Annotated in this window: 26 protein-coding genes and 1 pseudogene; 12 read left to right on the forward strand and 15 right to left on the reverse strand. The window is 66.4% G+C overall.

Annotated elements, in window-relative coordinates:
• Positions 1 to 116: 116 nt before the first annotated feature.
• Positions 117 to 325, forward strand: a pseudogene (locus tag NP511_RS17045) (tautomerase); the annotation flags it as partial.
• Between the two features lie 57 nt (positions 326 to 382).
• On the opposite strand, the gene NP511_RS17050 reads toward NP511_RS17045, so the two are convergent.
• The 3 genes from NP511_RS17050 to NP511_RS17060 form a co-directional block, all read right to left on the reverse strand.
• Positions 383 to 1,588 carry an ArsA family ATPase gene (locus NP511_RS17050; RefSeq protein ID WP_049966415.1) on the reverse strand — a complete coding sequence of 402 codons (1,206 nt, stop codon included), beginning with the start codon at positions 1,586 to 1,588 and terminating at the stop codon, positions 383 to 385.
• A 150-nt stretch (positions 1,589 to 1,738) separates the two neighbouring features.
• Positions 1,739 to 3,181 (reverse strand): glycosyltransferase family 2 protein, encoded by a 1,443-nt coding sequence (locus NP511_RS17055; RefSeq protein WP_049966416.1) that lies wholly within the window; start codon positions 3,179 to 3,181, stop codon positions 1,739 to 1,741.
• A 72-nt stretch (positions 3,182 to 3,253) separates the two neighbouring features.
• A complete protein-coding gene (locus NP511_RS17060) occupies positions 3,254 to 4,354 on the reverse strand; it encodes a pyridoxal phosphate-dependent aminotransferase (protein ID WP_049966417.1) in 1,101 nt (366 codons plus the stop codon).
• A gap of 109 nt (positions 4,355 to 4,463) precedes the next feature.
• Here NP511_RS17060 and NP511_RS17065 point away from each other — a divergent pair, with 109 nt between their 5' ends.
• Positions 4,464 to 4,976 (forward strand): CinA family protein, encoded by a 513-nt coding sequence (locus NP511_RS17065; RefSeq protein WP_049966418.1) that lies wholly within the window; start codon positions 4,464 to 4,466, stop codon positions 4,974 to 4,976.
• Between the two features lie 109 nt (positions 4,977 to 5,085).
• Complete coding sequence (locus tag NP511_RS17070) at positions 5,086 to 5,571, forward strand: metal-dependent hydrolase (RefSeq protein WP_049966419.1); 486 nt, start codon at positions 5,086 to 5,088, stop codon at positions 5,569 to 5,571.
• A gap of 19 nt (positions 5,572 to 5,590) precedes the next feature.
• Here the strand turns inward: NP511_RS17070 and sugE are convergent, their stop codons facing one another.
• The 3 genes from sugE to NP511_RS17085 form a co-directional block, all read right to left on the reverse strand.
• On the reverse strand, positions 5,591 to 5,914 hold the full coding sequence (gene sugE, locus NP511_RS17075) for a quaternary ammonium compound efflux SMR transporter SugE (RefSeq protein ID WP_049966420.1): 324 nt from the start codon (positions 5,912 to 5,914) through the stop codon (positions 5,591 to 5,593).
• Positions 5,915 to 5,999: 85 nt separating this feature from the next.
• Positions 6,000 to 7,349, reverse strand: a complete 1,350-nt coding sequence (locus tag NP511_RS17080; RefSeq protein WP_049966421.1) for an RNA-guided endonuclease InsQ/TnpB family protein — start codon at positions 7,347 to 7,349, stop codon at positions 6,000 to 6,002.
• A 208-nt stretch (positions 7,350 to 7,557) separates the two neighbouring features.
• Positions 7,558 to 8,526 (reverse strand): cell division protein CdpA domain-containing protein, encoded by a 969-nt coding sequence (locus NP511_RS17085; RefSeq protein ID WP_049966422.1) that lies wholly within the window; start codon positions 8,524 to 8,526, stop codon positions 7,558 to 7,560.
• 236 nt (positions 8,527 to 8,762) lie between these two features.
• Between NP511_RS17085 and NP511_RS17090 the strand changes: the two genes are divergently transcribed.
• The 3 genes from NP511_RS17090 (at position 8,763) to NP511_RS17100 (ending at position 10,895) form a co-directional block, all read left to right on the forward strand.
• On the forward strand, positions 8,763 to 9,050 hold the full coding sequence (locus NP511_RS17090; RefSeq protein ID WP_006650451.1) for a DUF5789 family protein: 288 nt from the start codon (positions 8,763 to 8,765) through the stop codon (positions 9,048 to 9,050).
• A gap of 4 nt (positions 9,051 to 9,054) precedes the next feature.
• Positions 9,055 to 9,750, forward strand: a complete 696-nt coding sequence (locus NP511_RS17095; RefSeq protein ID WP_049966423.1) for a CPBP family glutamic-type intramembrane protease — start codon at positions 9,055 to 9,057, stop codon at positions 9,748 to 9,750.
• Between the two features lie 68 nt (positions 9,751 to 9,818).
• Positions 9,819 to 10,895: an AI-2E family transporter gene (locus NP511_RS17100; protein WP_049966424.1), complete on the forward strand. Its 1,077-nt coding sequence runs from the start codon at positions 9,819 to 9,821 to the stop codon at positions 10,893 to 10,895.
• A gap of 6 nt (positions 10,896 to 10,901) precedes the next feature.
• Here NP511_RS17100 and arcD read toward each other — a convergent pair whose 3' ends face one another.
• Positions 10,902 to 12,338, reverse strand: coding sequence for an arginine/ornithine antiporter ArcD (arcD, locus tag NP511_RS17105; protein WP_049966425.1), 1,437 nt, complete (start codon positions 12,336 to 12,338; stop codon positions 10,902 to 10,904).
• A 216-nt stretch (positions 12,339 to 12,554) separates the two neighbouring features.
• Positions 12,555 to 13,856 (reverse strand): DNA repair protein NreA, encoded by a 1,302-nt coding sequence (gene nreA, locus NP511_RS17110; protein WP_049966426.1) that lies wholly within the window; start codon positions 13,854 to 13,856, stop codon positions 12,555 to 12,557.
• Between the two features lie 307 nt (positions 13,857 to 14,163).
• Between nreA and NP511_RS17115 the strand changes: the two genes are divergently transcribed.
• Complete coding sequence (locus NP511_RS17115) at positions 14,164 to 14,343, forward strand: HVO_2753 family zinc finger protein (RefSeq protein WP_006179492.1); 180 nt, start codon at positions 14,164 to 14,166, stop codon at positions 14,341 to 14,343.
• 2 nt (positions 14,344 to 14,345) lie between these two features.
• Entirely contained in the window at positions 14,346 to 14,612 is a 267-nt protein-coding gene (locus NP511_RS17120; protein ID WP_006179491.1) for an elongation factor 1-beta, read from the forward strand.
• Positions 14,613 to 14,771: 159 nt separating this feature from the next.
• Here the strand turns inward: NP511_RS17120 and NP511_RS17125 are convergent, their stop codons facing one another.
• Both NP511_RS17125 and NP511_RS17130 read right to left on the reverse strand, forming a co-directional pair.
• Positions 14,772 to 15,206: a hypothetical protein gene (locus tag NP511_RS17125; protein WP_006650455.1), complete on the reverse strand. Its 435-nt coding sequence runs from the start codon at positions 15,204 to 15,206 to the stop codon at positions 14,772 to 14,774.
• A 92-nt stretch (positions 15,207 to 15,298) separates the two neighbouring features.
• Positions 15,299 to 15,985 (reverse strand): MBL fold metallo-hydrolase, encoded by a 687-nt coding sequence (locus tag NP511_RS17130; protein WP_049966913.1) that lies wholly within the window; start codon positions 15,983 to 15,985, stop codon positions 15,299 to 15,301.
• A gap of 131 nt (positions 15,986 to 16,116) precedes the next feature.
• Between NP511_RS17130 and NP511_RS17135 the strand changes: the two genes are divergently transcribed.
• Positions 16,117 to 17,118: a hypothetical protein gene (locus NP511_RS17135; protein WP_049966427.1), complete on the forward strand. Its 1,002-nt coding sequence runs from the start codon at positions 16,117 to 16,119 to the stop codon at positions 17,116 to 17,118.
• 4 nt (positions 17,119 to 17,122) lie between these two features.
• On the opposite strand, the gene NP511_RS17140 is transcribed toward NP511_RS17135, so the two are convergent.
• The 5 genes from NP511_RS17140 to NP511_RS17160 form a co-directional block, all read right to left on the reverse strand.
• Positions 17,123 to 18,289, reverse strand: a complete 1,167-nt coding sequence (locus NP511_RS17140) for a cystathionine gamma-synthase (RefSeq protein ID WP_049966428.1) — start codon at positions 18,287 to 18,289, stop codon at positions 17,123 to 17,125.
• A 132-nt stretch (positions 18,290 to 18,421) separates the two neighbouring features.
• Positions 18,422 to 19,018 (reverse strand): DUF655 domain-containing protein, encoded by a 597-nt coding sequence (locus NP511_RS17145; protein ID WP_006179486.1) that lies wholly within the window; start codon positions 19,016 to 19,018, stop codon positions 18,422 to 18,424.
• A 116-nt stretch (positions 19,019 to 19,134) separates the two neighbouring features.
• A complete protein-coding gene (locus NP511_RS17150) occupies positions 19,135 to 20,586 on the reverse strand; it encodes an APC family permease (RefSeq protein WP_211249116.1) in 1,452 nt (483 codons plus the stop codon).
• A 190-nt stretch (positions 20,587 to 20,776) separates the two neighbouring features.
• Entirely contained in the window at positions 20,777 to 21,133 is a 357-nt protein-coding gene (locus NP511_RS17155; protein ID WP_006179484.1) for an RNA polymerase Rpb4 family protein, read from the reverse strand.
• Positions 21,134 to 21,138: 5 nt separating this feature from the next.
• Entirely contained in the window at positions 21,139 to 21,447 is a 309-nt protein-coding gene (locus tag NP511_RS17160) for a 50S ribosomal protein L21e (protein WP_006179483.1), read from the reverse strand.
• A 209-nt stretch (positions 21,448 to 21,656) separates the two neighbouring features.
• On the opposite strand from NP511_RS17160, the gene NP511_RS17165 reads away from it, so the two are divergent.
• The 3 genes from NP511_RS17165 to NP511_RS17175 all read left to right on the forward strand — a co-directional run bounded on the left by NP511_RS17165 (position 21,657) and on the right by NP511_RS17175 (position 24,343).
• Positions 21,657 to 22,493: a 16S ribosomal RNA methyltransferase A gene (locus NP511_RS17165; protein WP_049966430.1), complete on the forward strand. Its 837-nt coding sequence runs from the start codon at positions 21,657 to 21,659 to the stop codon at positions 22,491 to 22,493.
• 137 nt (positions 22,494 to 22,630) lie between these two features.
• Positions 22,631 to 23,770 carry a mechanosensitive ion channel family protein gene (locus tag NP511_RS17170; RefSeq protein ID WP_049966431.1) on the forward strand — a complete coding sequence of 380 codons (1,140 nt, stop codon included), beginning with the start codon at positions 22,631 to 22,633 and terminating at the stop codon, positions 23,768 to 23,770.
• Positions 23,771 to 24,343, forward strand: coding sequence for a HemK2/MTQ2 family protein methyltransferase (locus NP511_RS17175; protein WP_049966432.1), 573 nt, complete (start codon positions 23,771 to 23,773; stop codon positions 24,341 to 24,343).
• The last annotated feature ends 133 nt before the right edge of the window (positions 24,344 to 24,476 follow it).

Genomic DNA, 24,476 nt, shown 5'->3' on the forward strand with positions numbered 1-24,476 from the left:
CAACCTACGCGATCGGGAGCCAGTTCACCCCGAACAGCAGGACGACGCCCTACGGGATGTCGACAGTGTTCGGCCGCCGCCGGAACGCCCAAGCCGGTCACCGGTCGACTCGAGGGATGCCGCTATTGTGGTTTGAGACGACGCTGTCGCTGTCGGACGAGGAAACGACCGCTCTCGCCGATCGGGTGATGGAGCTGGACACCGGCGGAATGGTGACGACGGCGGGTCACGTCGCGGTCTCGATCCGCGAGCGCGGGCGGGCCGAGACTTCCACGACCTCCACCTCGAACGCGTCGTCGACGGCCCGCTGCTCTTTCTGAGGGCAGCGACTAACGGTCGTGAAAGGCGGCCGGCCGGGTACCGATTCGTCGGGGACTGACGCCTACCGCAGACAGGCCGCGACGACCTCGAGCATCCCCTCGCCCCGGACCTCGTCGGCAAATAGCGGCACGCGTCGAACGTCGGTGCCGCGGAACAGTTCCTGCGCCTCCGCGAGGGCGCTCTGCTGGACGTCCCAGCGGCGCTGACAAAATTCGCAGTCGTCCAGGTTCGGCTGCAGGAACTCCCCGTGAACGTCGTCGGTAACGTTCGACAGGGGCTCCATCACCCGATTGACGACGACGGTGCCGACCGGAATCCCGAACTCCTCGAGTTGGGCCCGCAGGCGCTTGGACTCGACAACGCTCATCTCCTCGGGGACCATGACGATCCGGAAGTCCGTCCGCGCGGGGTCGCGCAGGGCCGCCCGGAGGCGCTCGATGCGTTCGCGAAGCACCTCCAGGTCCTCGAGGTCGTCGCCGTCGTCGGGCGCGTCGCCGCCGAACATCCCCTTGACGCCCTCGAGCATCCCGCCGAGGCGCTGGCGGAGTTTCATGATGCGGCCCATCATCGTGTCCATGATCTCGGGGAGTTGCAGGAGCCGGAGGGTGTGACCGGTCGGTGCCGTATCGACCACCACGCGCTCGAACCGCGGGTCGTCCATGTACTCGAGCAGGAGTTGCATGGCGGCGGCCTCGTCGGCACCGGGCATCGCGCCGCCGAACAGGGCATCCATCGGCGACTCGCCGCCGAGCATGTCGCCGAGGCCACCGAGCGGCCCGCTCGCGTCCCCCTCGCCGCCGGGGAAGGGCGAGCCGCCCGCCTCGCCGCCAGCGAAGGGGTCCGTCTCGTCCGCACCCTCGCCCGCGCTGAAGGGCGTCTCTCCCTCCTCGAGGGCGGTTTCGGGGTCGATCTCGGCCGCGTACAGCGGGATATCGTCCCGGATTCGGCCGGGTTCTGCCGGGATGTCGGTCTCGAAGGTGTCGGACAGCGAGTGGGCCGGGTCGGTCGAGACGACCAGCGTCGACGTCCCGCCGCGGGCGCTGTCCAGCGCCGTCGCGGCCGCCATGGTCGTCTTCCCGACGCCGCCTTTCCCGCCGTAGAGGACGTAGTCGGGGCCGTCGATCGGCTCGTCGGACGGCTCGACGTCGACGGTCTCGCGCTCCTCGTCGCCGACGGACTCCGTCGGCGTCACCTCGATGGTGTGGTCGCCGCCGTCGCTCTCGTCCCGCTCCTCCTCGTCGACCGGTTCGACGTCGATGCCGCTCATACGCCGCCGTTCCCGGTCCCGACAGGAGTATTCGTCGGTCTCCCGCGGACGATCGTGCCGCTCTCGAGCCGGACGGATTGCTGTCCCGATGTCCCGGCACACCCGCGATCCGGCGGCGGTTGTGCCGGCAATGACTGACAGGAAATCGTCTCAGTCCTTCGGCGTCACGTCGAACGTCGGGACGACGCCGCGGACGGCGTCGGCGAGCGCCAGACAGATCGGGACGGCCCACAGCGTCGCGTACAGCGCCTGCGTGATCGGGTTCGAGACCAGCGAGTACCGGACCTGTTCCCACCGGCTGTCGAAGGCGATCGCCTCCCAGGCCGCGCGGTAGGACCGCCAGCTGTAGTAGCACCAGACGACGCCGTTGAACGCGACGAGCGGGAGCAGCGACCTGGGGACGACGCCGGTCGAGCCGGTGAGGGTCAGCCAGAGGACGGCGAGCCCGACCGGTAGCCCGAGGACGTTCGTCACCGCCAGCAGCTGGGTCAACACGGTACCCGCCCAGAACCGGGCGCGCTCGAGCCCGGACCAGCCCGGCGTCAGCAGGTGCCGATACGGGCCGCGGACCCAGCGGCGTTTCTGCCGGATCCAGGCCTCGAGGTCGGCCGGACAGAGGTCCTGCACGTAGCGGTCGATGATGCCGAGCGTGCAGCCCCGTTCGTGGGCGGCGACGCCCAGCGCCATGTCCTCGGTCACCGCGTCGAGCTGCCACCGGTCGAGGTCGTAGAGGACGCCGGCCGGCACGAAGTAGGCCTTCCCCAGCAGCTGGTAGGGGCCGTCCGTCGAGTTGGCGTAGATCAGGTCCGACCACGCCGCGATCCCCATCGACTCGAGCAGCGGGAGGAGTCCGTCGTCGACGTTTCGCGCGGTCTGTTTCGCCTGAACGATGTCGTACTCCGCGAGGCCGGCGGCGGCGAGTTCGAACGTGTCGAGGGGCACCTGCGTGTCCGAGTCGAAGACCGTCACGACGTCGTCGGCCGAAAACGACAGCGTCGTGAAGGCGTAGGTCAGGGCAGCGGCCTTCGTCCGTGGGACGCCGGTCCCGCTGAACGTCCAGTCGCCGGGCGCGCGGTCGGCCGCGAGCGACGCCCGGTCGACGGCGACGAACTCGACGGCGAGGTCGTCCTCGCGGGCGGCGATGGACTCGCGGACCGCCGACACGGTCGGATCGTCGGGCTCGTGGATCACGTATACGGAGACGGCCGCGGTCGGATACCGCTGGGCGGCGATGTTGTCGAGCGTTTCCGTGAGGACGGCCGGCGACTCGCGGTAGATCGGGACGAGAACGCGGAGCCGACGGACCGCCGACTGCGGGAGCCGACAGCCCGAGCGGGCCGTCGGTCGCGGCTCGCCGGCCGTCCGGTCCGCGTTCGCCGATGCGGGAGCGACACCACCGCTCGAGCCCCCGTCGGGCCGTGCCAGCGGTCGATCGCGGTCGGTCTCGGTCGCCTCGGCGACGCGCCGCTCTACGGTGGCGTCGTCGACCAGGGCGTCGGAGCGGCGAACGAGCAGCGTCACCAGCGCACAGTTGCCGACGAAGTAAGCCAACTGGGTCAGGACGAACACCGCGAGGACGGCCTCGAGCAGCATTACGTGGTCGGTTAGTCGCCCGACGTATCGGTATTTCGGCCGGACGATCGCCGCCGCCGATCGGTCGACACCTCAGTCGAAGTAGGCCGCCAGTCGCTCGGCGGCCTCCTCGACGCGCGGGGTCACGAGGGCGAAGCGCAGCCAGTCGGCCCGGGAGTCGCCGAAGGCCTCGCCGGGCATCCCCGCGACGCCGGCCTCGTCGATCAGCCGCTCGACGTTCGCGAGCGTGCCGGGGTAGCCGTCGAAGCGGGCCATCACGTAGAACGAGCCCCGCGGCGTCGTGTACTCGGCACCGGCCGCCTCGAGCGCGTCGGTGAAGGTGTCGACGCGCTCGCGCAGCAGGTCGCGATTGCGCTCGTAGTACTCGGGCTCCGTCTCGCGAAAGGCCTTCAGAGCCGCGTACTGGCCGGGGCGGGTCGTGGCGACGTTGACCAGCATGTGGCGGCTCCTGGCGTCTTCGACCAGTTCCGGCGGGAAGATCGCGTAGCCGACCCGGAGGCCGGTGACGGCCATCGACTTCGAGACGGCGTTCGTGACGATCCGATGGGCCGACTCGGTCTCGAGCGCGCTCGCGAACTGGCCGGAGAGGTCGTAGTGGTCGTAGACCTCGTCGCTGATCAGGATCGCGTCGTTCTCCTCGGCGATATCGACGAGGGCCGCCATCGTCGACTCGGGATAGACCGCGCCGGTCGGATTGTTCGGCGTGTTGACCACGATAGCGGCGGTGTCCTCGCTCGCGGCCGCGCGGACGGCCGCGGGATCGAGCTGCCCGTCGTCGTCGGTCGCGACGTACCGCTGGGTGCCCCCGAGCATCGTCGTCTTGCCCGGATAGTAGGAGTAGACGGGATCGGTCAGCAGGATCTCGTCCCCGGCGTCGCGCTCGAGGGCCCGCGCCATCGCGAGGTAGTTGGCCTCGCCCGCGCCGTTCGTGACGACGATCTGGTCGGCGTCGACGCCGCGCCGGGCGGCGATCTCCGCGCGCAGTTCGGGTAAGCCCTCGCTGGCCGGGTACTGGAACCGGTCGGGCTCGAAGTCGGCGTACTCTCGCAGGCCGTCCCGGAGCGCCTCGGGGGGCTCCCAGTCGGGGTTGCCGCTGACCATGTCGACCACGTCGCGGTCCGCCGCGTCCGCGTACTCCATCACGTGGAAGAAAAGCGGCGTTTCGTAGTCCATGCGGCCCACTGGGGCGACGGCCACCGTTTGTCTTTCCGTTTCCGGCGGTACTCGCGAGGTGACGACCCGGACCCTCGCTTTGACAACGACCGCGTCCGTCGACTCGCACATGAACGACGACATCGACCGCGAGCTGCCGATGGCCGTCGGCGACGAGCTTCGCGACCGCGAGGAGCTGCTCGCAGTCGCCGAGTCCTGTACCGGCGGGCTGATCGGAGCCGCGATCACGGCCGTTCCGGGCGCGAGCGACTACTTCGATTCGGGGTTGACGACCTACGCCTACGACGCCAAGCGCCGCCATCTCGGCGTCAGTCGCGAGTCGCTCGACGACCACGGCGCGGTCTCGGAACCCGTCGCCCGCGAGATGGCACAGGGGATCCGGGACGTGACCGATGTCTCCTGGGGCGTCGCGACGACCGGCGTCGCCGGTCCCACCGGCGGGACCGAGGCGAACCCGGTCGGCACCGTCTACATCGGCGTCGCCCACGCCGCCCCGTGGGACAGCGGTGACTCCTACACCACCGTCTCCCGGTACGTCTTCGACGGCGACCGGGCCGACGTCCGTGCGAAGACCGTCGATCAAGCCCTCGAGGACCTGCTTACCGAACTCGAGGCGCGTTGATCGGCCCGCGAGTCGCCTCCGACGGGCCCGCGCCGACGCGGGATCGGTTCGCAAACCTGACAGTCTCGAGAGAAAGCTATTCCCGAGTCGGCTCCCCAGAGTCGGGTGAATGAACAAGAAGGGACACGTGTTGAACGCCGTGCTGTTGAGCATCGGGTTGGGGTATCTGCTCGAGCCTTCCGGGAGTCTGGAGACGTTCAGGACCATCGTGATGATCGGCGTGCCGGTGACGCTGGGGGCGCTCTTTCCGGACGTCGACACCGCCTTCGGCAAACACCGGAAGACGCTGCACAACCTGCCGATCCTGCTTGGCTTTCTGGCCTTTCCGTACGTCTTCGGGAACCTCGAGTACGTCTGGGTCGGCGTCCTGACCCATTACGTCCTCGACGTGGCGGGGAGCAAGCGCGGGATCGCGCTGTTTTACCCGCTCTGGAAGAAGGAGTTCGGCCTGCCGATCGGCGTGGCGGTCAGCAGCAAGCGGTCCGATCTCATGATGGTGATCGTCACCGTCGCCGAACTCGCACTGGTCGCGCTGGTCGTCTTTCGGATTCCACAGTGGGGATTCGAACTGGGTCGGCAGGGACTCGGGCTGTAACGGCTTCTCTATCCCACCGTCACGGCCCGCCGCTGACGAGATGGAGCCCGACGATCCCGACGACGATCAGGCCGATGAACCCGATTCTAGCGAGCGTCGCCGACTCGTCGAAGAGGACGATTCCGAGCGATGCGGTCCCGACGGCCCCGATACCCGTCCAGACCGCATAGGCCGTCCCGACTGGAAGCTCTTCGACGGCCCGCGCGAGGAGGACGACGCTGACGAGCATCGCGACCCCGGCCACGAGCGTGGGCACGGGCCGCGAGAGGCCGTCGGAGTACGCGAGTCCGATCGCCCACGCGATCTCGAAACAACCGGCGACGAACAGGAGGGGCCACGACATGCCATCGATGGTATCGATCCGCGGCGAGTATGACATCCTCCCCGGCGTGAACGCCGGGGTTTCCTCCGTGGGAGTCTCAGCCGGTCTAAGACTCGCCGGAGGCAACATTCCCGTCCCCGTAGACGGTACTCGGGTCTGTGCGCTGTTCGTTGGGACGTTCGTGAGGGTGTGGTATCCCCGACCAGGTGTGGTCGTCCCACTTGAACCGCATGGGCCGTGCCATCGGCCTGACTGCTTGTGCTTGCTCTGCGTGCCGTCTCAGGAACGTTTCTGACGCGGTGAGATCAGCATGCCCTTCGAATCCACACGGACAGGTGAGCGTATCCTGATGCCGTGTCGTTCGGTCTGTCGAACTACACTGCGGACACTCCTGACTGGTCCACGCTTCCGAGCGAACCTCGACCGAGATACCATATTCCTCGGCGGTACAGGTCAGTCGCTCGGTGAACTGCTTGAACGCCCAGAAGTTGTGCGTTTTGGCGTTCGTCTCGACTGACCAGTGCGTTTCGAGTATGTCGGTCAACCCACCGATATACACGGTATCAACGCCCTCATCGTACAGTCGTTCGAGCAGGTCACGACACAGTGCCTCTTGGGCGTGATCGCGGCGACGGGTTCGATTCCGGTACAGCCGCCGGATACGTTTGCTACTGTATCGACCGTCTTCGAGTTTCGCCTGCAATCGGGCGATTTCTCGTGTCGTCTCGCGGAACCTGTCGAACAGTTTGCGGCCTTCGTACAGGAATTGCTCGCCGGTCGTCGTGGTACAGGCAACGAGATTGTTCGCACCAATGTCCAGAGCGGCCTTCTCATCGGCTAGTGGAGTATCCCGTGAACCGGAAGAAACAGTCACGGGTTGCGAAGCTCGGAAGGTGCTATCAGTCTCGTCGTACCACAATTCTAACCGGCCTTGATCCTCGTAGTCGGGCCAGCTGGGCTCGCCAACGATTTCGAGCCGAAGACGGCTTTTCGGGCTGTTGTGCCTATCTCGGAGTTGTTCTCCGACGACCATCTCAAGTCGGGAGCGGTCGCCCCATTCGACAGTGTATGCGTCCTTTCGGACGACGCCTTTGAGGAGACGTCCATCGTCTTTGTTGCCACGGAAGCCCGGTGGTTCCGGGTGTTCCGCGACAGACGTGTTCGACTCGTCATGATACGCCTTCTTGCTCCCGAAGAAACTGCGCCACGCTTCGGTGTTTGCCCGTCGTACAGTTTGGGCGGTGGACGCACCGAGAACGGCTTTGTATTTGCCTTCGAGAATGCCGGTATTGGCGTCCCACACGTCGCCCTCGAAGCCGTCTTCGTCGTTGTAGCGCATGAGGCGCTGGAAATTGATCTCGTTCCAGAGAGCGGCGGAAGCGTCCAACAGGCCCCGTAGCACCTGCTCGTCGTCGTCGGTGAGCGGTCGCACGGCAAACGTGTTGGTTCGCTTCATCGCCTGAATTGGTGTTCGAACTGGGATATATTGAAGGGGAGCCATCCACAGTGGAAGTGAAACTGACGATACCTGTTGAGACTCATGATCAGCAGTAACGTGGCGGCATCTCAGCGAAGCGTACGCGATTCACGCCCGCCGTAAACGGCGGGATTCTCTCGCTGTATCAAGATAGCTTCCGTTCTCGAGCGATGCGGCCGGGAGCGAGCTACCGGTTCGGCGTCCACTCCTCGCAGGCGTCCATGTCGTCCATGGCCGTCTCGTGGCGGGCACAGTAGGGGACCATTCCCTCCGAGGAGCGAACGTACTCGAAGTGTTCGCAGTTCCCGCAGTAGCGGTCCGTCGGCTCGGTCGGACCGGTGGACTCGGACTCGACGATCTCGGCGTCGCCCCCCTCGAGCGGCGAGGAGATGTCCGAGGCCGCCGAGCCGCCGTCGCTGGTCGCAGTGCCGACGGTTCGCCCGGTACCGCCGGTCGATCGCGACGCGGTCGCCGATCGGGTCGTAGTCCGGCCGTCGGCCGGGGCCTCCTCGTAGGACAGCGACGTGCCGTCCGCGTCGGCGTCCGCGTTGGTCTGTGTCTCGACGTCACCGTCGGGGGTCCCGCCGAGGAAGCCGATCCCGCCCAGGCCGCCGTCATCGTTGCTCTCCTCGACTTCGACGACGGTCCTGTTGTGGCGGGTGACGTTCATCTCGAGGTTCCCGCCGGGATCGTTGCGCCGTTTGAACGTAGCGACGGCGGCGAACAGACACCAGATCGCGGGGAGGAGTCCGAGCAGGTAGACCACCGAGACCTCGAAGGTCAGTTGCTGGCCGTAGTTCCGCCAGTGGTGGGGGTAGGCGTACCAGAAGAGCGCGACCCCGAGCAGGCAGAGGCTCACGCTGATCGCGGCCGCGGCCTGCACGCGACGGCTGGCCGGCAAGACGATGAAGACGCCGACGAGGGCCGTCGGGACGGCGAGGCCGGCCAACACCCCCGCGGCGCGGACGGTCGCGTACTGGGCCGCCATCCCGCTCGAGAGAGCGGTTGCGTATCCGCCGACGAGGTCGGTCGTGGCCGCAAGGACGGCCACGACGGCCAGGATCGCACCGAGGATCACGAGCGTCGTGCCGGCGTACAGCCGGCGACTCGTCACCCCCGATGCGGTCCCGTCGTAGACCTCCGTCAGGCTAGTCATACGAGCCCGTTCGATGTCCTACCACAAAACGATACGTCAGACACCTTTCGGATCATAGAGGGATCGAGGGTCGTCGACGGATCGGCGGGTATTGTACGGAGTGGGTATCCAGCCGGGTCGCCAGGTGGCCATCCCGATCGCACCGCGTTCTGTCGACCTCCCATTACGGCCGTGTACCCGCTCCCGTGACCCGTGGAAGCGAAAGCTTGAATCACTGCGCTCGCAAACGACTGGCCATGAGCGACGACGACGAGGACGCGGAGCCAGCCGTCGAACTCGGATCACACACGCCCGTCGAGGGCGCACCGCTTGCCCGCGTGAGTTCGCGGCTGACCTGGCCCAAGGAGAAAAGCGAGGTAGAGCGAATGGAGGGCGAGTCGGTCGTTCGGACGCCGGACGGCCCCCGCGAGCTATCGACTATCCTCGAGTCAGTCGACGAAACGTACTTCCAGCGCAAACGGGAGTTCGAGGGCCACGTCCGGGACGTGATCGGAACCGGCCCGATTCCGACCGCCGACGAGTAACACCGTGGGATCCGAGTCTGATCGACGCGCTGTGCGCTGGCTTCGCCAGCGGTTGAGCCTCTCCTGGGTACAGAAGTCGTTACTGCTCGGAGCGCTCCTGACGGCCCTGTGGATGCGGTTCGTCCCCGACGGGCTGGACGATCGACTCCTCGTGGATGGCGTCCTCCTGATCGGTGGGCCGCTCGCACTGGGGCTGTCCCACGGACGACACGTCGGGTGGCGGGTCGACCGGACAGCGGTCAGGAACGCGGCCCTGCTCGGACTGTTCGTGTTGCCGTTCTATCTCGTCGGCTCGACGTTGCCGACGATCCGCGCGTACTACCCGATCTGGGAGACGTCGGCCGCGCCGGCCGCGTTCATCCCCCACGCGATCAAGCTGTTCGTCCTCGCACTGGCCGCCGAGACCTACTATCGGGGGCTGTTGTGTGTCGGGGTCAGGGAACTGGGTTTCGGTGCGGTGTTCATCAGCCCCGTCGTCTACATGCTTCACCACACGTCGAAGCCGCCGATCGAGTTCCTGCTGTCGGGGCCGACCGACGTCCTGTTCGGTGCCGTCGACTACACCTCAGACTCGATTCTCCCCTCCGTGGTCGCCCACGGCGGCGGGCTCGTCTTACTGGACTGGTTGGTGATTCACGAGCCGCTGTTCGATCCGACCCCGGTCCTGAACGTCCTCGAGGCACTCCCGCTCCCGATCTAACGATCCTTTCGCCGCGGCTAACAGTATAGAACGCCAACACTTATGGCCGCCAGCCGTGAGGATTGCGTATGGACGCCCGGACGACGTTTTTCGCCCTCCTCGTCTCCATCCTCGCCGGCGTCGCCGCCCTGTTGGTCCGCCCGCTGCTCGAGTACGTCCTCGGTGCCTGCCTGCTCGCGGTCGTCCTCCGACCCGCGTACGAACGGCTGGCACCGCGGCTCGGCGAGCGTCTCGCCGCGCTCGCACTGACTGCCTTCGTGATCGTCGCCGGCCTCGTGCCGCTCGCGCTCGTCTCGCTCGTCGTCGTTCGAACGACTGCCTCGACGCTCGAGAACGTCTCGATCGAGGGGGTCACCGCGTACGGGAGCGAGATGGCACGTACCGAACTCGGTATCGAAGCGGAGTCGGTGGCAGTCGTCGAATCGGCACTGCAGGCACGGGTTCAGGAGATGGTGTCCAACGTCGTAGACGTCACGCTCGAACAGTCGGTCTGGCTCCTCTCGACGGCCGTCGACGTCGCGATCGGAACGGTCGCGTTCGTGTTTTTGCTGTACTATCTGCTCGTCGACGGGCCCGCATTGCTCGCCTGGCTGCGCCGGACGGTCCCGCTCGAGTCGGCCGTCCTCGACGAGTTGTTCGCTGAGGTCCACACGGTCACGTGGGCAGTGCTTCGCAGTCACGTTCTCGTGGCGGTGGTGCAGGGAACGCTCGGCGGGATCGGGCTGGCTCTGCTCGGCGTGCCCTCCGCCACCGTCTTGGCGGTGGTCCTGTTGTTCGCGTCGTTCCTGCCGACGGTCGGTGTCTGGCTCGTCTGGGGACCGGTGACGATCGCCCACGCGACCGCGGACGGGCCGGCAAGCGGGGCCGTCCTGCTCGGCTATGGGCTCGTCGTGCTGGCCGTCGCCGACTACTACCTCCGATCGATCCTCGTCGATCGCCGGTCCGGACTCCATCCGGCACTGGCCTTGCTCGGCGTCATCGGCGGGGTTTCGCTGTTTGGCATCGTCGGCCTGTTCGCCGGCCCGGTGATCCTTGGCGCGTTCGGTGCCGCGTTGCGGGTCGCGAACCGCCGTCTCGAGCCGGTCTCGACCGAGTCCGGAACCGAGATCGAACGGGAGTCTCCGATCGTCGAGACGGAGCGATAAACGCGCTCAGTCGGCGTAGTGGGGCTGCTCGCGCCGACTGGTCGTCGGCACGCCCAGACCGGAAAACGCCATCACGAACAGCACGAGCGGCGACAACAGCCCGAACAGGTAAAACGGCGCGTACTCGAGGGTCGGGACGCCGGTCGCGGAGGCCATGAAGACGCCGCCGGCGTGCCAGGGGAGCAAGGCACCGGTCGGCGTCCCGGCGGCCTCGACGGCCCGCGAGAGTTCCTCGCTGTCGAGGTCGAACTCCTCGTAGAGGTTCCGCAGCGTCAGCCCCGGCAGGACGATGCTCATGTACTGTTGTGCGGTCAGGACGTTGACGAGGATCGCCGACGCGCCGGTGCCGGCGATCAGGCTTCCGGAGCTGCGGACGCCCTGCGAGAGGCGATGAGCCAGCACCGCGAGAACGCCGGTCCGCTCGAGGAGGCCCCCGAGCGAGAGCGCGGCGACGACGACGGTGATCGTCCAGGCCGAGCCGGTGAGCCCGCCGGTCGCGAGGAGGTCGTTCACGAGATCGGTGCCGGTTTCGGGAGCGGTTCCGCTCATGAAGACTTCCCAGGCGGCGACGAAGCCGGTTCCCTGAACTGCGATCGAGGTGATGACGCCGGCGAAGACGCCGGCGACGAGCGTCGGGAGCGCGGGGAAGCCATAGAGCGCGAGCCCGAAGGTGACCACGAGCGGCAGGAAGACGAGGACCGAGAGGTCGTACGCGCCCGCGATCGCGGTCTGGATCTCGACGACGCGGTCGGTCGGGATCTCGCCGGCGGCCTGGAGTCCGAGAACGGCGAACCCGGCCACGGAGAGGCCAAAGGCGACGGCCGTTCCCGTTCGCATGCGACGGATGTGGTCGTACAGCGGCGTGTTCGTCACGCCGGCCGCGAGGTTGGTCGTGTCCGACAGCGGCGACTGCTTGTCGCCGGCGTAGGCGCCCGAGATGACCGCGCCGACGGTCATCGGTGCGGGGACGCCCAGCCCCGCGCCGATTCCCACGAACGCGACCCCGAGCGTCCCGACCGTGGTCCACGAGGAGCCGATCGAGAACGCCACGACGGCCGCCAATATCGCCGCGACAGGCAGGAAGACCGATGGCGTGAGCAGTTCGAGGCCGTAGTACATCATCGCCGGGATCGTTCCCGCCTCGACCCAGGTGGCGATCAGCGCGTAGATGGTAAAGATGATCAAAAGCGCCTGGATCCCCATCAGGAGGCCGTTTGCGACGCCGTCGGAGAGTTCGGGCCAGTCGTAGCCGAGATAGATGCCGAACGCGCCGACGAAGACGATACTCCACAGCAGCGGGACGTGCGGATCGAGCCCGAGGACGGCCGATCCGACCCCGAGGAAGGCGACGACTGCGAAGACCGGAACGAGCGCGAGCGCGAACGACGGCCGCCGTTCGGGCGCGATGTCGTCGATCGTCGTCGGTGTGAAGTCGAATGTCATCGGCCGAGTTATGCATTTGGGGCATAAAAACTGAACGATTCATTACTACAGAGCATGCACAATGCTACCAGCGACCACATTCAGCAGCTGCTATAAGTCACGTTCACAGTTATTTTCGGGACGGCAGATCGAACGATGGGATCGCGTGCGCTCGCTCACATCGATACGAGAACCGCCCCGTGACGATCGCCGGTCGAGAACCGCGCTGTTCGGCGCTCAGGTTCGACTCGAGAAGGCGCTCAGGTTCGCCTGCAGTCCGGCCGCGAGTTCGGACTTGCGGCGCAGTCGGGCGAGCGACACCGGCAACTGCGTCGCGACCTCCGAGACCGCGTCGTGGAAGGTTTCGGCCTCGCCGTACTGGCCCTCGAAGGCGTTGCGGACGCTCTCGCGGACCTGCCAGACGCCGACGGGAGCCCAGTAGTCGTCGCTTACCTCCCGCAGGACGAGACACTTCGCCTGCCGGCCGATCGACTCGAGGTACTCCAACACGCCCAGCCGGGCCGCGTAGTAGGCACCGGCGGTCTCCTCGACGTAGCTCGAGCGGCCCTCGTACCCCTCCGAGGCGCTGGCCATCCAGAGGTCGTCTTCGGGGTTTGGGTTCCAGATGCTGCCCGGCGCTTTCATCTCGACGAGTTCGAACTCCCAGTTGCCCGGCGCGAGGACGATCCAGTAGCGGTTACCGACGTATTCGTTGGCCCAGACCTGCACCTCGTCGATGCTGGGCGCGTTGCGGATGCGCCCGCGGAGGAACTTCCCGACGGTGTCGTCGACGGCCGTGATCGACCACCGCGTCGGGACGAGTCGGCGCTGTTTCGTCTGCCCGAGCGCGCCCGCCGAGAGGATCGAGTTGATCTCGTAGACGTCGAACCCCCGGCGATAGAGGTAGGTCATCGCGCCCTCGGCCTGCCAGTCGTCGTCCTCTAAGGTCTTCTTGACCGGCCGCGGAACGTGGGGGTTCTCGGTGAGGTCCGCGTTCCGGGCGTTGGCTCGGGGACCGCGCGGCGTCGCCACGTCCGTTCCCGCGTCCAGTCCGAGGTCGGGCGTGTCGTCCAGTCCGATCTCGAGATCGACCGGGCGGTCGGCGATGGCGACCTCCCGCTGGACGCCGACGAAGCCGTCCCACGTGTCGTGGACCGACGGCGTCAGTCGACTCGCGATCGACGGCGAGTCGACGTTGGCCCGCTTGTTGGAGTTCAGGAGGCCGGTCCGGCGCTGGAGGACGTCATCGATCGCGTACCCCTGTCGGTACCAGTCGCCGTCGGTGACGTACTCCTCGGCGTCGCCCTCGTTGCCGACCGGCGAGAGCAGCCCAACGGGGATATCGGGGTAGTTCGACCGCCCGACGAAGATCGAGGGCGCGGTCGACCCGACGAGCGTGTCGCCACTCAGCGCGTCGTCGAACTGCCGTTCGAACTCCTCCAAGTGGTCCGTGATCGCGTAGGATTTCTCCTTCGCGAGGCGGCGACGCTCGGCCTCCTCGTCGGGCTCTAACTCCTCGATGTAGTCGTCGAGGCGCATTCAGTCGACGTAGGGCCGGCACCGGTTTGAATGTTCGTCGTTCGGGCCGGCGGTCGGCACGCTTTCGATGACGTGTCCGAACAGAATGTCAGAGGCAGAGGTTCGGTCGGGCGTCGAGTAACCGAACCTCATCCCAACCATCACACGGGGACATAAAATAGCCGCCAGTGCGTTTTCAGAGTCGGAAAACGCCGCGGCTGTGTTCGGACGCCGTTCCGAACCGGTTTGTGAGTCATGGTACTTCTTGCCAGTCAGCGAGGAACGTGGAAAGACAACCGTTAAAAACGGCGGGCGGGAAAGGATGGATATGAGTACGACCGACGACCGAGAGACGCGTTCCTGCGTCTCCTGTGGGCTCAACATCGCGGGCACGAACGCCGCCGCGTTCAAATGCCCCGACTGCGGCGAGCAGATCTACCGCTGTGCCAAGTGTCGCAAGCAGAGCAACCTCTACGAGTGCCCCGACTGCGGGTTCATGGGTCCGTAACAATGGGTAAGGTAGCCGCCAAAATCAAGGTCATGCCGGACAGCCCCGAAATCGACCTCGACGCGCTCCAGGAGCGCCTCGAGAGCGCCCTCCCCGAGGGTGCGAAGATCAACGGCGTCGAACGCGACGACGTCGCGTTCGGGCTCGTCGCGCTCTACCCCACCGTGATCGTCCCTGACGGTTCGGGCGGCACGGAGACCGTCGAGGAGAACTTCGGCGACGTCGACGGCGTCGAGAGCGTCGAAGTCGAGAACGTCGGCCGGATATAACCGGTCACTGGCCGATTTTCGGCTGTTTTTGTCAGTCGCGAGCCACGGCACTGTCGATTTCTCCGTCCGAGACGGGGGCCGGCAACGCTCGAGCCGACGCCGGCGAAAACGGCGTGAAAACGGATGACAGCGGAGCGGCAGTGCCGGGTTCGACCGCCCTTACTGCTCCTGCTCGCGGTTCGCACCGAGATCGGCCTCCGAGACGATCTCCGCGCCGATCGGCGAGAGGTCGACGGTCACGTCCTCGGTGACGGCCTTGCTGATCTCGTCTAGGTTCCCCGCGAGGACGGTCAACACGTCGTCGGGGTTCGCATAGAGCAGCATGTTCCCGTCCTGGCCCTCCGCGACGAGTTGCGTGTCGTTCAATACGACCTGATCGTTCTGGATCGTCGCCGAAACGACCGGCAGCGCCGCTGGTTTGCCCGGTTCGTCGTCTTTGACCCTGCGGATGTGGACTTCGTCGAGGTCGATGACCTCCTTGTGTTTCTTGATCTGTTCGGCGCAGTTTACCATATCGTTGAGCAGGGCCGTCCGCTTCTCGTTGCCGTGATCGCCGTCGAGACAGTGCTGGCAGACGCGGAGTTCGAGTCGCATTGGGCGTCCCTACGCGACCGACACCGATGAGAATTCCGCTTCGGTCCCTCGAGCCCCGTGTAACGACCCGATTCGGGTCCGACGCGGTCGCCTTACGCTCGCAACTCCTCGTGGATCTCCCGAATCCGCTCGGTCCCCCGATCCACGTAACCGCCGTGAAAGCACACCACGTGGTCGATCTCGCGATCGGCCAGCCGCCCGACCGATTCGGTCGCCTGCTCCATCTCCGGCGTGAAGTGGGGTTTTGGCCCGGATAGCGGCTCGTCACCGTCCGCGACGAGCGCGTCGCCGGCGATCAGCAAGTTCCCCTCGGGGAGGTACAGCGAGACGTGGCCGGGGGCGTGGCCCGGTGTCGCCACGACCTCCATCGGCCCGGCCAGCGTCGGGAACCGAACGCCATCTGCTAGTTCGATGTCGACATCGGCCGGCGGATACCGGTCGCCGTCGCCCTTGATCGGTTCGCGCTCGCCGCACACGTACGGCGCTTCCGCCCGATGGGTCGCGACGACCGCATCGACGTCTTCGAGCAAGGCCGCGAGGCCGCCGGCGTGATCGCCGTCGTGGTGCGTAACCAGAATCAGCCAGACGTCCGTCAGTTCGTAGCCGAGCGACCGCAGGTGCGTTCGAATCCCCTCGCGGGCCCCCTCCGGGCCGGCGTCGATCAGGATCGGACCGCGCTCGGTCTCGACGAGCGTCGGCGTGATGGTTATCTCCCGACCGCCGTACTCCACAGTCAGCGGCAGCACGTGGACGCCCGCGTCGCGTTCATCAGTCGCCATGCTCGAGTCGTCGACGGCGACCACGAAAGATCGTTCGCCTCCGACCGCCACGGCGTCCGTCACTCAAAAAGATACTAAACTGCAATAGTTTGCAATAAAATACTTTAGCTCGGGAGACAAAACTATCGGTAATGGAACTCGAATCGAGAAGTTCTCCCCTCGAGGTCGAATCGGACCCGTTCTCGAATGCGCCACAGCGGACCCTTTCGGAGACGGTTCGGCCGCTGGCCGACGCCTACGACGAGCGGATCGGCGACCGTGACCGGTCGACGTGGCTGTGGTTCGACGCGGTCGAACCGGCGTTCCGACTGTCCTGTGTCGACGACGGGGCCGGCCAGCGCGTCCACGACGCGAAGGTCCTCGCGACGATGTTCATCACGGTCATCGACGACGTCGCCGAACGCCACGGCGACCGCGCGACCCTCGAGGAACTCCGCCTCGTGCCGTTCGACGCCCGGGCTGCCGACCCGTCGCGAGCGGATGTCGACGGCGACTACGTCCGGTTCCAGCGGGAGCTCTGGGACGCGCTCTGCAAGCAGTTTCGGGCGGGTCCGCGCGCCGCCGAGTTCGAGGCCCTGTTTCGGTTCGACGTTCGACAGGCGCTCCAGTCGGTCGACTACTCGGCGCTGCTGGCCCGCCAGCCCGGCCTCGCCAGCGAGCGCGAACTCCTGACCTACGACGTCTACAACATGATGCTCTTTCCGTTCGCCGATATCGACATCGCGAACGCGAGCGCGTTCGATCCGCGCGACCTCTCGACGCTCCGGACCGTCGTCGATCACGGCCAGCGAATGGCACGGATCGGTAACTGGCTCGCTACCTGGGAGCGGGAACTCGCCGAAGGAGATTACAGTTCCGGCGTCGCCGTCCGGGCTCTCGAGTCCGGACTCGTCTCACCTGCGGAGCTGCGGGCGATCCGGAACGAGCCGACCGACGCGGCCGTCGCGGACGTGATCGAGCGGATCCGCGAGTCCGGTATCGAGACCGCCTTCGTCGAACAGTGGGACCGCGAGTTCGAGACCGCGCTCGACGCCTGCGGCGACGCCGAGTCGTTCGACGCGCGCGCCTACCTCGAGGGGTTCGAACCGATCTTCCGCTCGCAACTCGCCCGGCGGGCCCGGTCCGGGGAGTAGATACTCAAGCGAGTGCGGCGTCGATCGCGCCCTCGAGGTCGGCGATCAGGTCGTCGACGTGTTCGATTCCTACGGAGACGCGGATCAGGCTGTCCGAGAGGCCGGCCGCGAGCCGTTCCTCCCGCGGAATGGCGGCGTGGGTCATCGGCGCTGGCTGTTCGATCAGGCTCTCGACGCCGCCGAGACTCTCCGCGAGCGTGAAGATCTCGGTGTTCGAGACGACCTCGCTCGCTTGCTCGAGACTCGCGTCGAGTTCGAAGCTCAGCATGCCGCCGAAGTCGTCCATCTGCTCGGCGGCGATCTCGTGGCCGGGGTGGGACTCGAGGCCGGGGTAGTAGACCCGCTCGACGTCGGGGTGGTCGGCGAGCCACTCGGCGATCGCGCGGGCGTTCTCGCAGTGCCGATCCATCCGGACGGGCAGGGTCTTGGTGCCCCGGAGGACGAGGAAGGACTCGAAGGGGCCAGGCGTCGCGCCGACGGAGTTCTGGTAGAAGCCGAGTCGCTCGTCGAGTGTCTCGTCGTTGGTCAGGAGGGCGCCGCCGACGACGTCGGAGTGGCCGCCGAGGTACTTCGTCAGGGAGTGGGAGACGATGTCGGCACCGAGATCGAGGGGCCGCTGGAGGTACGGCGTCGCGAACGTGTTGTCGATCGCACACAGCGCGTCGTGATCGTGGGCGATCTCGGCCGCCCCCTCGATGTCGACGATCGACATGAGCGGGTTCGTCGGCGTCTCGAGCCAGAGCAGTGCCGTCTCCTCTCGGAACGCCGCCTCGATCTCGTCGAGGTCGGTCATGTCGACGAAGGAAAACTCGAGGTCGTAGTCCTCGTAGACCTGCGTGAAGATGCGGTGGGTCCCGCCGTAGACGTCGTTGCCGGTGACGACGTGATCGCCGGCCTCGAGCAGGTTCAGGACGGTGTTGATCGCGGCCATCCCGCTGGCGAAGGCCCGGCCGTACTCGGCGTTCTCGAGGCTCGCGAGGTTTTCCTCGAGATCGGTACGCGTGGGGTTCCCGGTACGGGAGTACTCGTAGCCGCGGTGGTCCCCCGGGGCGTCCTGCTTGTACGTGGAGTTCGCGTGAATCGGCGACATCAGTGCGCCCGTCTCGGGATCGGGCTCCTGACCGGCGTGGATGGATCGAGTCTCGATCCGACTGTCGTGGTCGTCGTCCATACTCCTACGAGTGCCCCGCGGTCGGATCACTGTTATGGACGCCGTTGCTCGCAGTCGGTTGCAGAAGCGAGGTCGCTTGTCCGCTCGCGGCTGCTCGAGGCGGTGACGCCCCACAGAACCAACGCTACCGGCTTACTGGTTTTGCTCCTGTTCGCGTCGTCCCACGAACGTCTGGTATTTGAGATCGTCGTCACGCAGTTCCTCGAGGATACGCTCGACGAGGATCTCGTCGGGATCGTGCAGCCCCGAGACGCGCTCGGACAGTTCCTCGAAGCTCTCGAAGGGCTTTCGCTTTCGCTCGTCCAAGATGCCGTTGCGGAGTTTCTTCCCGATCCCCGGCAGTAGGTTCAGCTGGTGGAGCCGCAGCGTGATCGGCTGGGCGTCGTTGTAGAAGTCGACGAACCGCTGTTCGTTCTCCTCGACCAGATCCTGGACGACGTACTCGAGTTCCGACTGCGCGCCCGAGGAGAGGTCCTCGTACTCGACGCGGTGACACTCGGTGACGATGTCGCGCTCGGCGGCCGGTTCGACGACGACCTCGCTGCCGATCGTGAGTCGTTCGTCCTCGTCGAAGGCGACCTGATAGAGCTGAAAGTCCTCGATTCCGACGGCGTACCCTGCCGGAGACTTGGCGTACTGCGGTCGGCCGTCGTCCGACAGCCCGTGTGCGAGGTAGTCCAACACGACCGCCCGACGAACGTCCATCTCATCGCGATCAGCTTCGCTCATTGGTTTACGGTACGGCGAGGTCGTACTTAAAGAGTCGGCCCACTTTCACGACGTTGCTCGGGGGAACGGAAGGCGCGTGACGTCGCGGTCGGGGTCGCGGTGCGACGCCGTCGCGGTCAGTCGATGACGCCGAACCAGAGGACGATCCCGACGACGACGGCCAGCGTCCCCAGTGCCAAACTCGTCAGTTCGACGCTCGCCAGCAGCGCGAGGTTCGAGCCGATCGCGAGCAGCGGCACCCAGGGCACGCCCGGGACTCGGAACCGCCGCTCCCGGTCGGGTTCCTTCCGGCGGGACCGAATCAACGCGACGTTGACGAACACCAGCCCGCCCAAGAGCATGACGTCCGCGAAGTGAGCCAGCGACTCGAGGCCGAGCAGGGGGTCGTGGGCACCGCCGCCCCCGACCGGAGACGCGCCGAAGACGACGCCGAACAGCAGGAAGAAAACGAGGATGAGACAGCCGGTCAGCACCACCGCGACCGTCGGGACGCCGGACTGTGGGTTGATCCGCTGGACCCGCTCCGGAAGGTGATCGCGTCTGGCCATCGCCAACTTCACTCGAGAGCCGGCCAGCACGGTCGCGTTGGCGGCCGAGATCATCGACAGCAACGCGCCGACGATGAAGACGTAGAAGCCGGCGTCGCCGAGGTAATACTGGGCCGCCCGCGCCATCGCGACCTCGCCGCGTTCGGCGACGAACCCCGTGGCAGCGCCGGACGACGACAGCCCGGCTCGCTCGGCGAGAAACGAGAGGAAGCTGCCGTCGTTGATCGCAAGCACCACCACGACGATTACCAGGACATAGAGGACGGTGACGACGGCGATGCTCAGGAAAATCGCCCGGGGAACGGTCCGCTCGGGCGCTTCGATCTCGCCCTCGCTCGTGGCGATCGCTTCGAACCCGAAGAACGTGATGAACACGAGCGCCGAGGTCAGAGCGATGTCGTCGAACTGCGTGGCGTTCGCCGTAAGCGACGACGCAACGACGTCCGCGTCGAACGCGCTGAGACCGCCGACCAGGAACAGCCCGATAAGCGCGATCTTCAGCCCGGTCACGACGATCTGGAATCGACCCGTCTCCTCGGCACCGGCGAGGTTGACTCCAACGAGAACCGCGAGGACGACGACCCCCGGGATCCAGTACGGGAGCGCCTCGGGGAGCGCGATCTCGGGCCGTACGAATCGGGCGAACCAGTTGGCGAAACTCGCGAGGTAGAAGGCCGCGCTCGCGGGGTAGCCCAGAATCAGTAGCCAGCCGACCACGTACGACCAGTCGGAATCGAACACCTCGGCCACGTAGGCGTAGCCGCCGCCGTCGACCGTGTAGATGGTCGCGAATTCGGCGTAGGTCAGCGCGGTGAACGACGCCACGATCGCCGCCAGCCCGAACGAGACGATCGCCGCCGCGCCGACGTTTGCGACGGCGAGTCCCGAGAGGACGAAGATACCGCCGGCGATCATCGTTCCCGTTCCGATCGCCGTGGCTCCGAGAAGGCCGATGTCCCGTTCGAGCGAGTCGGTTTCGTGTGTCCCCATCGGTTCGGTCTCCGCCTCAGCGCTGTCCATGACCGACACCACCTGCCCGGATTCCTCGTCCCCCTTCCACGGAAAGGCGACGGGAAATACCAGTCGACGGTAGTTACACGAGGATTGAAAACGACGCGGAAACGCGGCCTCGAGCGCTGACGCTAGTCGCGATCGTCGAACGCCGGTCGTCGCTGGCGGGACCGCTCCGAACGGAAACGGCGAACTGCGTTCAGGCGTACTGCGCGACGACGTTGAGAATCTCGTCGAGTTCGTCCCCCGACAGCGAGTAGCGCTGCTTTGCGTATACCGACCGGAGTTCGTCCCGGTCGCGCGGCAGGAGGTTGGCGATCTTGTACGCGGTCGGCTCGTCGACCTTCTCTAAGTCCTGCAGGTCATCGACCAGGGCCTGGGCCTCGTCGGGCTCCAGGACGGCAAACCGGTTTGCGTGTTCGATCGCTCGCGCGAGTTCGTACCGCAGCTCGCGGTCCTCGTCCATCGCGCGTTCGGCTTCGATGTCGGCGAGCAGCTCCTTCGTCTCCGAGACCGTCAGGAACTCCTCGTCGACGATCTCTTTGAAGATCGTCATCCTGCTTAGATCCGGCTCTTTTCCTGGTTCTGTGCGCGCATGTGGGCCGCGGCGACGAGCAGGGTCTTGTCCTTGCCGCCGTCATTGATCGCGACCTTGAAGACGCTACCCTGTTTGCCGACGACTTCGCCGGTGCGACCGTCGAATCGTGGGTGGAAGCGACCGTCGGCGACGCTTGGGTCGATCTTCAGGTGGACTTTCTCACCCTCCTCGTACTCCTGAATGGCACGCTGTGGCGGCGACGTGCCGCGGTCTCGAGGATCGTTCGCGAGCTTTTTCCGGGTTCCCTGACGGGGGCCATTAGATTTCGGCATAGTCGTACGCCCGCTTTGTCCGGTGACGGTTATAAAACACACGTATTCCACCCACCGGTTTTCTCGAGCCGCGGTCGACGGCGCTGTCCGCGAACCCCGCCCGTTCACGGGCCGACAGCCCGTTGCACGTCAAGTGGGGACCGTTTTCCGCACTGCCAATGGGCGTCCGAGACGGTGCGTTTACACCCGGCCCGACCGAAGCGCCGGCAATGAGAGACCCAGACGGGCTGATCGCCCGAGCGGGCGTGCGGGGCGATCCGGACCGCGATCAACACTTCCTCGTCGACGATCGGGTGCTGGACCGGCTGCCGACCTACCTGGAAGCGATCGATGCGGACACGAGTCAGTTACTCGAGATCGGCGGCGGGACGGGGGCGCTGACCGATCGACTGCTCGCGGCCGGCGACGAGGTGACCGTCGTCGAGCGCGACCGCGACCTCGCCGAATTCCTGCGCGAGGAGTTCGCCGACGAGATCGCGGCCGGCGAACTGACCGTGATCGAGGGCGACGCCCTCGCGGTCGACCTCCCCGACTTTACCGCGTCGGTCTCGAACCTCCCCTACGGCGTCTCGAGCGAGATCGCGTTTCGGCTCTTTCCGGAGAAAAAGCCCCTCGTGTTGATGTTCCAGCAGGAGTTCGCCGAGCGGATGGTCGCCGAGCCCGGAACGTCGGAGTACGGCCGGCTCTCGGTCTCGAGCCAGCACTACGCCGACGTCGAACTCGTCGAGTCGATCCCCAAAGAGGCGTTCGACCCACAGCCCGCCGTCCAGAGCGCGGTGGTCCGGGCGGTCCCACGCGAGCCCGATTACACGGTCGCGGACGAGGACTTTTTCCTGCGGTTCGTCAAGGCCGTGTTCACCCAGCGCCGGAAGACGGTCCGCAACGCCATCCGGAACACGGCCCACATCTCCGGACTCGGCGAGCCGGACGCGGTCGTCGAGGCGGCCGACGAGGAGCTGCTCCGCAAACGGCCCGACGCGATGGCACCGGCGGAGTTCGCCGCACTGGCCGGGCTCGCGTGGGACGTCGGCGAACCGGAGACGTAGTCTGCGAGATCGAGACGTAACGTCGGACGCGGCGGCTCGAGTCGGCCGTTCGGTGGGCCTACAGCGGCCACACAACCGGGGCGAAGTAACCAACGAATACTCAAAGCTGCACGGCCGAGAACTCGGGAGACGAACGCATGTCTGTACTGACGCGGCTCGACTGGCTCTCGGAGGTGTTTCCGACGGTCCCGCTTCGACTCGCGGTGTCCCTCGTCGCAGTCGGGCTCGTCTTCGCAGTCCTGCTCTCGTACCGGCGGCTACACGGGCGCGTGGCCGAGCGAACGCGACCGCTATATGCGGATGTCGTCTCGGTGGCAGTACTGATCGGGGCCTGTGCGGTCAGCGCCGGCGTCGTCCTGGGCGTCTGGGACCGCACCGACGAGGTCCGCCAGCTCTTCGTGGGACTCGATCCGGGCGGCGACACCGTTCCGCGCGCGGTCTTTTCGTTCATCCTGCTCGTACTGACCGTCATCGTCACGCGGTTCGTCCGACGGATCATCGAGGAGGTGATGGACTCGACGGCCGCGGTCACCGAACACCAGCGCCAGATTACCCATCGACTCTCGCAGGTGATCATCTGGACCGTCGCGCTGGTCGTCATCCTCGGTATCTGGATCGAGGATCTGGGCAGCCTGCTCGTCGGGGCCGGCTTCCTCGGGATCGTGCTGGGCATGGCGGCCCGCCAGACCCTCGGGACGATGCTGTCGGGGTTCGTCCTGATGTTCGCCCGACCGTTCGAGATCGGCGACTGGATCGAGGTCGAAGGCGACGAGGGAATCGTTACCGACATCTCGATCGTCAACACTCGCGTCCGGTCGTTCGACGGCGAGTACATCATGATCCCCAACGACGTCATCGCCTCGAGCATGGTGACGAACCGCTCGAAGCGGGGCCGCCTGCGGATCGAAGTCGAGGTCGGCGTCGATTACGGAACCGACGTCGACCGGGCCGCGTCGCTCGCCGAGTCGGCGATCGGGGACGTCGACGAGGTGCTGACCGCGCCGTCGCCGCAGGTGGTCGGGAAGTCCTTCGGCGACTCGGCGGTGATCCTCGGCGTGCGCTTTTGGATCGACAAGCCGAGCGCCAGACGCTACTGGGAGGCCCGGACCGCCGCGATCGACGCGGTCAAGCGAGCCTTCGAGGACGAGGGGATCAAGATCCCGTTCCCGCAGCGGGAACTCTCGGGCCGCGCCGAGACCGGCGGGTTCCGGATCGCCGACGAGTCGGAGCGCGAACGGAGCGAGGAACACCGTATGCAAACACCGGAGGAACGATAGATGGGACTCGAGGAGCAACGCGACGTCGAAACCGACGTGTACCAGCCGGCCGAGGACTCGCAACTGCTCGCCGACGCAGTCTGTGAGCGACTCGAGGGGGCCGAGCGCGTCCTCGAGGTCGGCACCGGCTCGGGCTTCGTCGCCGGGCGGATCGCCGACGAAACCGACGCCCGCGTGATCGCGTCGGACCTGAACCCCCACGCCGTCCGGCAGGCCCGGGGCGAGGGCGTCGAGGCGGTGCGTGCGGATCTGGTCTCGCCGTTCCGCGACGGCAGTTTCGACGCGGTCGCGTTCAACCCGCCCTACCTGCCGACCGACCCGGAAAACGAGTGGGACGACTGGATGGAACATGCCCTCTCCGGCGGCGAGGACGGCCGGGCGGTCATCGATCCATTCCTCGAGGCGGTCGGGCGCGTCCTCGCGCCCGACGGGGTCGTCTACCTGCTCGTGAGCAGCCTCACCGGCGTCGACGGGGTCGTCGAACGGGCCGGCGAGGAGGGCTTTAGCGCCGTCGCCGTCGCGGACGAGTCGTTCCCGTTCGAGACGCTGACGGTACTGAAGCTATTCCGGTAATCCCCATCGGATTTCGCCCTCATGACGGCTGTTAACACGATCCACTGGCTCGGAGACCGACCGGTCCGAAACCCGCAGGAATTACTGCAATGTATTAGAATGGATGGAAAATATTAAGCGTCGGTATAGCCTA

Source organism: Natrinema thermotolerans (assembly GCF_031165565.1).
Classification (GTDB): Archaea; Halobacteriota; Halobacteria; order Halobacteriales; family Natrialbaceae; genus Natrinema; species Natrinema thermotolerans.

What these genes read in the sequence shown, in the direction of transcription:
- NP511_RS17050 (WP_049966415.1), bottom strand. Translation starts at nt 1,588, where the DNA reads ATGAGCGGCATCGACGTCGAACCGGTCGACGAGGAGGAGCGGGACGAG.
- NP511_RS17055 (WP_049966416.1), bottom strand. Translation starts at nt 3,181, where the DNA reads ATGCTGCTCGAGGCCGTCCTCGCGGTGTTCGTCCTGACCCAGTTGGCT.
- NP511_RS17060 (WP_049966417.1), bottom strand. Translation starts at nt 4,354, where the DNA reads ATGGACTACGAAACGCCGCTTTTCTTCCACGTGATGGAGTACGCGGAC.
- NP511_RS17065 (WP_049966418.1), top strand. Translation starts at nt 4,464, where the DNA reads ATGAACGACGACATCGACCGCGAGCTGCCGATGGCCGTCGGCGACGAG.
- NP511_RS17070 (WP_049966419.1), top strand. Translation starts at nt 5,086, where the DNA reads ATGAACAAGAAGGGACACGTGTTGAACGCCGTGCTGTTGAGCATCGGG.
- sugE (WP_049966420.1), bottom strand. Translation starts at nt 5,914, where the DNA reads ATGTCGTGGCCCCTCCTGTTCGTCGCCGGTTGTTTCGAGATCGCGTGG.
- NP511_RS17080 (WP_049966421.1), bottom strand. Translation starts at nt 7,349, where the DNA reads ATGAAGCGAACCAACACGTTTGCCGTGCGACCGCTCACCGACGACGAC.
- NP511_RS17085 (WP_049966422.1), bottom strand. Translation starts at nt 8,526, where the DNA reads ATGACTAGCCTGACGGAGGTCTACGACGGGACCGCATCGGGGGTGACG.
- NP511_RS17090 (WP_006650451.1), top strand. Translation starts at nt 8,763, where the DNA reads ATGAGCGACGACGACGAGGACGCGGAGCCAGCCGTCGAACTCGGATCA.
- NP511_RS17100 (WP_049966424.1), top strand. Translation starts at nt 9,819, where the DNA reads ATGGACGCCCGGACGACGTTTTTCGCCCTCCTCGTCTCCATCCTCGCC.
- arcD (WP_049966425.1), bottom strand. Translation starts at nt 12,338, where the DNA reads ATGACATTCGACTTCACACCGACGACGATCGACGACATCGCGCCCGAA.
- nreA (WP_049966426.1), bottom strand. Translation starts at nt 13,856, where the DNA reads ATGCGCCTCGACGACTACATCGAGGAGTTAGAGCCCGACGAGGAGGCC.
- NP511_RS17115 (WP_006179492.1), top strand. Translation starts at nt 14,164, where the DNA reads ATGAGTACGACCGACGACCGAGAGACGCGTTCCTGCGTCTCCTGTGGG.
- NP511_RS17120 (WP_006179491.1), top strand. Translation starts at nt 14,346, where the DNA reads ATGGGTAAGGTAGCCGCCAAAATCAAGGTCATGCCGGACAGCCCCGAA.
- NP511_RS17125 (WP_006650455.1), bottom strand. Translation starts at nt 15,206, where the DNA reads ATGCGACTCGAACTCCGCGTCTGCCAGCACTGTCTCGACGGCGATCAC.
- NP511_RS17130 (WP_049966913.1), bottom strand. Translation starts at nt 15,985, where the DNA reads ATGGCGACTGATGAACGCGACGCGGGCGTCCACGTGCTGCCGCTGACT.
- NP511_RS17135 (WP_049966427.1), top strand. Translation starts at nt 16,117, where the DNA reads ATGGAACTCGAATCGAGAAGTTCTCCCCTCGAGGTCGAATCGGACCCG.
- NP511_RS17140 (WP_049966428.1), bottom strand. Translation starts at nt 18,289, where the DNA reads ATGGACGACGACCACGACAGTCGGATCGAGACTCGATCCATCCACGCC.
- NP511_RS17145 (WP_006179486.1), bottom strand. Translation starts at nt 19,018, where the DNA reads ATGAGCGAAGCTGATCGCGATGAGATGGACGTTCGTCGGGCGGTCGTG.
- NP511_RS17150 (WP_211249116.1), bottom strand. Translation starts at nt 20,586, where the DNA reads ATGGACAGCGCTGAGGCGGAGACCGAACCGATGGGGACACACGAAACC.
- NP511_RS17155 (WP_006179484.1), bottom strand. Translation starts at nt 21,133, where the DNA reads ATGACGATCTTCAAAGAGATCGTCGACGAGGAGTTCCTGACGGTCTCG.
- NP511_RS17160 (WP_006179483.1), bottom strand. Translation starts at nt 21,447, where the DNA reads ATGCCGAAATCTAATGGCCCCCGTCAGGGAACCCGGAAAAAGCTCGCG.
- NP511_RS17165 (WP_049966430.1), top strand. Translation starts at nt 21,657, where the DNA reads ATGAGAGACCCAGACGGGCTGATCGCCCGAGCGGGCGTGCGGGGCGAT.
- NP511_RS17170 (WP_049966431.1), top strand. Translation starts at nt 22,631, where the DNA reads ATGTCTGTACTGACGCGGCTCGACTGGCTCTCGGAGGTGTTTCCGACG.
- NP511_RS17175 (WP_049966432.1), top strand. Translation starts at nt 23,771, where the DNA reads ATGGGACTCGAGGAGCAACGCGACGTCGAAACCGACGTGTACCAGCCG.